This window comes from Aciditerrimonas ferrireducens, from assembly GCF_023130475.1.
GTDB classification, from domain to species: Bacteria; Actinomycetota; Acidimicrobiia; order Acidimicrobiales; family UBA8190; genus Aciditerrimonas; species Aciditerrimonas ferrireducens.
This window is the reverse complement of sequence record NZ_JAKHEX010000019.1, coordinates 38,422-44,931: the sequence shown is the minus strand read 5'-3', so window position 1 is coordinate 44,931 and position 6,510 is coordinate 38,422. Positions and strand designations below refer to the sequence as shown.

General features: G+C 77.3%; 6 protein-coding genes. 4 read left to right on the top strand and 2 right to left on the bottom strand.

All coding sequences use genetic code 11. The annotated features are described in order from the left end of the window. Positions 1 to 499, bottom strand: a 499-nt coding sequence (locus Acit_RS10310) for a hypothetical protein (protein ID WP_248108775.1), incomplete at its 3' end; no start/stop codon positions are given. Between the two features lie 113 nt (positions 500 to 612). Here Acit_RS10310 and Acit_RS10305 point away from each other — a divergent pair. Genes Acit_RS10305 through Acit_RS10290 form a run of 4 tightly spaced genes read left to right on the top strand, consistent with a single transcriptional unit; the run spans position 613 to position 5,278 of the window. Further along, positions 613 to 1,479 carry an alpha/beta fold hydrolase gene (locus Acit_RS10305; protein ID WP_248108773.1) on the top strand — a complete coding sequence of 289 codons (867 nt, stop codon included), beginning with the start codon at positions 613 to 615 and terminating at the stop codon, positions 1,477 to 1,479. 39 nt (positions 1,480 to 1,518) lie between these two features. Then, positions 1,519 to 3,801 (top strand): xanthine dehydrogenase family protein molybdopterin-binding subunit, encoded by a 2,283-nt coding sequence (locus Acit_RS10300; RefSeq protein ID WP_248108771.1) that lies wholly within the window; start codon positions 1,519 to 1,521, stop codon positions 3,799 to 3,801. Positions 3,802 to 3,828: 27 nt separating this feature from the next. Next, entirely contained in the window at positions 3,829 to 4,569 is a 741-nt protein-coding gene (locus Acit_RS10295; protein ID WP_248108769.1) for a dienelactone hydrolase family protein, read from the top strand. A gap of 1 nt (position 4,570) precedes the next feature. After that, positions 4,571 to 5,278 carry a DUF1614 domain-containing protein gene (locus Acit_RS10290; RefSeq protein ID WP_248108767.1) on the top strand — a complete coding sequence of 236 codons (708 nt, stop codon included), beginning with the start codon at positions 4,571 to 4,573 and terminating at the stop codon, positions 5,276 to 5,278. Positions 5,279 to 5,283: 5 nt separating this feature from the next. Here Acit_RS10290 and Acit_RS10285 read toward each other — a convergent pair whose 3' ends face one another. After that, positions 5,284 to 6,507 carry an acyl-CoA dehydrogenase family protein gene (locus Acit_RS10285; protein ID WP_248108765.1) on the bottom strand — a complete coding sequence of 408 codons (1,224 nt, stop codon included), beginning with the start codon at positions 6,505 to 6,507 and terminating at the stop codon, positions 5,284 to 5,286. Positions 6,508 to 6,510 lie beyond the last annotated feature (3 nt).

Below are 6,510 nucleotides of genomic sequence, written 5' to 3'. Positions count from 1 at the left end.
CCGAGAAGGCGGCGAGGGTGGTGGTGGCGGTGCCCGCGGGTTCCGGCGTGGTGGCGGCCTGCTGGACCCCGACGCCGACCCCGGCGGACCCGGGGATGGGGGCGGCGTCGACCGTCTGGCTCTGGGGCTGGTCGATGGACTCGGCGGTGGCCGGCTTCGGCAGCTGGCTCGGCTGGACGAGCGGCGGGGACCCGTTGCACTGGTCGCTGGTCAGGCTGAGGCCGATCGACCCGAAGTTCACCGCCTGGGCCTGGGCCTGGGCCTCCCCGGGCAGGTAGGCGGCCAGGGACTGGCCGAAGGTGAGCTCCTCGGAGAGCCCCCCGGTGGCCGGGCCGACGGTGAGGGCCGTGGCCAGGGCCTGGGCGGTGCCGGGCACCACGGCTGCCTCAGCCGACCGGGCCGGGCCGGCCAGGGCGACGCCGAGGACCGCTCCGCCGAGCAGCACGGCTGCCACCCCGGTGCGCCCGAACGCTCGCCAGCTCCCCCTCCGGACCCCCACCCGGCGCCCCCAGTGCTGTCAGGACCGGTGTCGCCGGCCCCGCCCCTCCCCTCTCACCCCTGGCAACGGCCGAGGGGACCCGGACTTGCGCGCCCTGGGCTTCGGCGTGGAGCGTGAGGACCGAGGAGGCCGAACCCCGGGAGGTGGGCATGGAGGAGTTCCGGCACGACCAGCTGGTCTTCCCGGTGACCGACACCGGCCCGGCGAGCGGCCGGGTGGTGGTGGCCCTGCACGGGTTCCCCGAGGACCGGCACTGCTGGGCGCCGCTGGCGGCCAGCCTGGCCACCGAGGGGTACCGGGTGGTGGCCTTCGACCAGCGGGGCTACGCGCCGGGCGCCCGGCCCCGTCCCCGCCTGGCCTACCGCATGGGGGCCCTGGTGGGCGACGTCCTGGCCCTCGTGGACGCCCTGGGGGTCGAGCGAGTCGACGTGCTCGGGCACGACTGGGGCGCGGCGGTCGCCTGGGCCCTCGCCGCCCTGCACCCCGAGCGGGTCCGGAGCCTCCAGGCCCTCTCGGTGCCCCACCCGGCGGCCTTCGCCAAGGCCCTGCGGGCCGGGCGCCAGGCCCTGCACTCCTGGTACATGGGGTTCTTCCAGCTGCCCTGGCTGCCCGAGACGGTCCTCGGGGTGGCCGGCGGGGCGGGGTTCGCCGCCTTCTTGCGCCGCTCGGGCCTCGACGAGCCCACCGCCCGACGCTACGCCGCCCGGGCCGCCGACAAGCGGGCCATCGCCGGGGGCCTCGCCTGGTACCGGGCGGCCCCCACTGCCCTGCGCCGGCCCCTGCCACCGGTGGAGCGGCCGACCTGCTTCGTCTGGGGGGACCGGGACTGGTTCGTGACCGCCGAGGCGGCGGAGCGCTGCGCCGCCCACGTCCGGGGCCCCTACCGCTTCCATCGCCTGGCCGGGGCGTCGCACTGGCTGCCGACGACGGCCGCCGACCAGGTGGCCCCCCTGCTCCTCGAGCACCTGGCCGCCACCTGAGCAGGCCGGTCCGGGCCCTCGGCCCGCTAGCGTCGGCCCGTGATCGGCTACCCCGTCCAGCGGCTCGAGGACGAGCCGCTCCTGCGAGGCCAAGCCCGCTACGTCGCCGACCTGGCAGTGCCCGGCACCGTCCACGCCGTCTTCGTCCGCTCCCCCCTGGCCCACGCCCGGGTGCGGGGCATCGGGGTCGACGAGGCGGCAAAGGCCCCGGGGGTGCTGGGGGTGTTCGGCGCGGAGGACCTGGGCCTCGGCGGCCTCGACGAGTGGCCGCCCCCGCCGGGGGGCCCTCGGGCGGCCCTGCGCCGCCCCTGCCTGGCTCGGGACCGGGTCCGGTTCGTCGGCGAGGCCCTGGCGGTGGTGGTGGCCGAGACCGAGGCCCAGGCGGTGGACGCCGCCGAGCTGGTCGAGGTCGACCTGGAGGAGCTGCCGGCCGCCGTCGACCCGGTGGCGGCGGCCGCCGAGGACGCGCCGGTGCTCTTCGAGGAGCTCGGCAGCAACGTGGCCCGCCGGGAGGTGGTCTCGACCGGCGGGGACCCCCTCGAGGGCGCCGAGGTGGTGGTCTCGGCCCGCCTCGTCGACCAGCGGGTGGCGGCGGTGCCCCTGGAGCCGAACGGGACCCTCGCGGTCCCCGAGGACGACGGCGGCCTGACCCTCTGGGTGTCGGCCCAGGCCCCCTTCCAGGTCCGGGCGGCGGTGGCCGGCCTCCTGGGCCTCGCCCCCGAGGCGGTCCGGGTGCGGGTCCCGGCCGTCGGTGGGGGGTTCGGGGCGAAGGGCGGGGCCTACCCGGAGCAGGTGGTGGTCGCCGCCCTGGCCCGGCGCCTTCGCCGGCCGGTGCGGCACGTCGAGACCCGCTCGGAGAACCTCGTGGCCATGAGCCAGGGCCGGGGCCAGGTCCAGGAGGTGACCCTCGGCGCCACCCGGGACGGCCGGCTGGTGGGCCTGCGGGCCCGGACCCTGACCGACATGGGGGCCTACCCCTGGCGGGGCGGGATCCCGTTCCGCACCGCCCTGCTCATGGCCGCCGGCCCCTACCGGGTGCCGAACCTCACGGTCGAGGCCCTCGGGGTCCTGACCCCGACCACGCCCATCGGCCCCTACCGGGGCGCGGGGCGTCCCGAGGCGGCCCTCATGTGGGAGCGGGCCATGGACCTCCTGGCCCTCGAGCTCGGCCTGGACCCCGCCGAGCTGCGGCGCCGGAACCTGCTCCGGCCCGACGAGCTGCCCCGGCAGACCCCGAGCGGCGCGGCCTACGACAGCGGCGACTACCCCGGGGCTCTCGAGGCGGTCCTGGCCCTGGCCGACTACGAGGGCCTCCGGGAGGAGCAGGCCCGCCGGCGCCGGGAGCGGGCCCGCTGGCAGCTGGGGATCGGCCTGGCCTGCTTCGTGGAGGTCAGCGGGACCGGCGAGGAGTACGGGGCGCTGCGGGTCACCCCGACGGGCACGGTGGAGCTGGTGACCGGCTCCTCCCCCCACGGCCAGGGGCACGCCACCACCTTCGCCCAGGTGGTGGCCGCCACCTTGGGGGTGCCCCTCGAGCAGGTCCGGCTGGTCGCCTCGGACACCGGCCTGGTGCCCCGGGGGACCGGCACCTTCGGTTCCCGCTCTGGCCAGCTCGGCGGTGGCGCCGCCAAGCTCGCCGCCGACGAGGTGCTGGCGAAGGCGAAAGCCCTCGCCGCCGCCCACCTGGAAGCCGCGGTGGAGGACATCGAGGTGGCCGAGGGGCGCCTCCAGGTGGCCGGAGTGCCGGCCCGCTCCCTCGACTGGGCCGAGCTGGCCGCCCTGGCCGAGGCGCCCGAGGGCCGGGCCCTGCTCGGCCCCGAGGGGCTCTTCGCCGAGGCCGATGCGGCCCAGCCCGAGGGCACCTACCCGAACGGCGCCCACCTGGCGGTCTGCGAGGTGGACCTCGAGACCGGCCTGGCCAGGGTGACCCGGGTGGTGGCGGTCGACGACTGCGGCACGGTCATCAACCCCCGGGTCGTGGCCGGCCAGGTGCACGGCGGTCTGGCCCAGGGGATCGCCCAGGCCCTCTACGAGGAGGTCCGGTTCGACGAGTCCGGCCAGCCCCTGGGCACCACCCTGGCCGAGTACCGGGTGCCCTCGGCGGCCGAGCTGCCGAGCTTCGAGACCGCCGAACACCCCGTGCCCACCCCCCGGAACCCCCTGGGCGCCAAAGGGGTCGGGGAGTCGGGCACCGTCGGGGCCACCCCGGCGGTGGTGAACGCCGTGCTCGACGCCCTGGCCCCCTACGGGGTCCGGCACCTCGACCCGCCCCTTTCCCCCGAGCGGATCTGGCAGGCCCTGCGGGCCGCGGCGCGCCCCTGAGGCCCCCCGGGCCGTAGCATCGCCGCCGTGCCCCAGGTCCAGGTCCCCTTCGCCGGCGGGCAGATCCCGGTCCACCTCGTCGGCCCCCCCACCGACCGGCCCGTGCCGGGGGTGGTGGTGGTCCACGACGTCTTCGGCATGACCGCCGACCTGCGCCGCCAGGCCGCCTGGCTGGCCGGCCAGGGGTACCTGGCCGCCGCCCCCGACCTCTTCGCCGAGGGCCGGGCCCGCTGCGTGCTGGCCGCCTTCTCGGCCCTCCGGGCCCGGCGGGGCCGGATCTTCGAGCAGCTCGACGCGGTGCGCAGCTGGCTGGCCGCCCAGCCGACCTGCACCGGGCGGGTGGGGGTCATCGGGTTCTGCCTGGGCGGCGGCTTCGCCCTCCTCCTGGCCGGCCAGGGCGGCTACGCCGCCTCCTCGGTGAACTACGGGGAGGTGCCCGAGGACGCCGAGGCGCTCCTGCGGGGCGCCTGCCCGGTGATCGGCAGCTTCGGGGGCCGGGACCGGACCCTGAAGGGCGCGGCCGCTCGCCTTCAGGCCGCGCTGGCGGCCAACGGGGTGCCCCACGACGTCCGGGAGTACCCGGGGGCGGGCCACGGCTTCATGAACCTGCACCGGGGCCCCCTGGGCCTCGGCGAGACGTTCCTGGCCCTCGCTGGGATCCGCTTCGACCCGGAAGCCGACGAGGACGCTCGCCGGCGCATCGCGGCGTTCTTCGCCACCCACCTGCAAGGGCCCGGGACGCCGGCGCCGGGCGAGCCGGGCGCCTGAGGTGGGACCGGGCCCCGGGGGCCGGGGCGGGCCGCACTACTGGCCGCTCGGCCCCCTGCTCCTTCTCCTGCTGGCCCTGCCGGCCCTGGCCGTCGTCGCGCTCTTGGCCCTCGGGGCCCTGGCCGCCACCTTCGCCAGCCTGGGCCTCACCCCGCTGCAGGCCCTGGCCACCGTGGTGGTCTGCTTCCTCGGCGCCGGGGTGAACCTGCCGGTGGCCCGGCTGCGGGGCGGGGAGCGCACCGAGCTGGCGGTGGTCCAGGCCTGGGGGGTCCGGTGGCTGGTGCCCCGGCGGGTCCAGGACCACACGGTCCTGGCGGTGAACGTCGGCGGTGCCCTGGTCCCCACGGCCCTCTCGGGCTACGTCTGGTGGCGGACCGGGGTCGGGGCGAGCCCGCTCGTGCCCCTCGCCGCGGTGTTCCTCGCGGCCCTGGCCCTGGCCCGACCGGTGCCGGGCCTGGGCATCGCCCTGCCGGGGCTCGTGCCGCCGATCGTGGCTGCCCTGGTGGCCCTCGGGGTCTCGACGCACCACGCCGGGGCCCTGGCCTACATCGGGGGGACCCTCGGCACCCTGCTCGGCGCCGACCTGGCCCACCTGCGGAGCATCGCCCGCCTCGGCGCCCCGGTGGTCTCCATCGGCGGGGCCGGCACCTTCGACGGGGTCTTCCTGAGCGGCCTCCTGGCCGTCCTCCTCGCCGCCCTGGTCCGCTGAGGGCGCTAGGCGACTGGCGGGTCCTTGGGCAGGCCGAGGGCCCGCTCGGCCACGATGTTGCGCTGGATCTCGCTGGTCCCCGAGTAGATGGTGCCGGCCCGGGAGAGGAGGAACACCTCCTGCCAGCGCCCGAGGCGCCCACCGGGGTCCTCGGGCTCCCCGGCGAGGGTGCCCTCCTCGCCGAGCAGGTCGAGGGCCAGCTCCCCGAAGGCCCGGTGGTACTCGCTCCACTGGAGCTTCGCCACCGACGCCTCGGGGCCCGGCTCCCGCTGGTTGGCCAGGGTGGCCAGCAGCCGCAGACCCGAGAAGCGCATGAGCTGCACCTGGGTGTAGGCCCAGGCGAGGCGCTGGCGGACCAGGGGGTCGGCGGTGCGGCCCCGCTTGTGGGCCTCGGCGACGAGGTCCCAGAACTCCCGTTCGAAGCTCAGGTGCGCCACCGCAGCCCGGCCGCCGCGCTCGTTGCCGAGGGTGGTCATGGCGACCCGCCAGCCGTTGTGGAGCCCGCCGATGACGTTGCCGAGCGGGGCCCGGGCCCCGTCGAGGAACTCGGCGCAGAACTCGGCCCCGCCGGTCAGCTGGCGGATGGGCCGCACCTCGATGTGGTTGCCGGCCATGGGCACAAGGACGTAGGAGAGGCCCCGGTGCTTGGGGGCCGCCGGGTCGGTGCGGCAGAGGACGAAGATCATGGTGGCCCGCTGGGCTCCCGAGGTCCAGACCTTCTGCCCGGTGATGACGATCTCGTCCCCGTCCACCACCCCGCGGGTCTCGACCCCGGCGAGGTCCGAGCCGTGGCCCGGCTCGGAGAACCCCTGGCAGTAGCGGTCGGTGCCGTCGATGATGCGGGGCAGGAACCGGGCCCGCTGCTCGGGGGTGCCGTGGACGATGACCGAGGGCCCCACCAGGCTCTCCCCCATGCCCCGGGTGATCCTCGGCACCCCGGCCCGGTGGAACTCCTCGTGCAGCACGGCCATCTCCAGGGGCCCGAGCCCCCGCCCGCCGACCTCCGCGGGCCACTGGGGGCAGATGAGGCGGGCTTCGGCGCAGCGCTCCTCCCAGGTGCGATACGCCGGGTGCTGCTCGGCGGCCTCCAGCCGGCGGCGGCTCGCCCCGGCCATGAGCGGCGCCCACCAGTCGGCCAGGTGGGCCAGCTCCGGTGGTGCCGCCTCGGCGATCCACTCCCGGATCTCCGCCCGGAACGCCTCGGCCCGCGGTCCCAGGTCGAGCTCCACGGT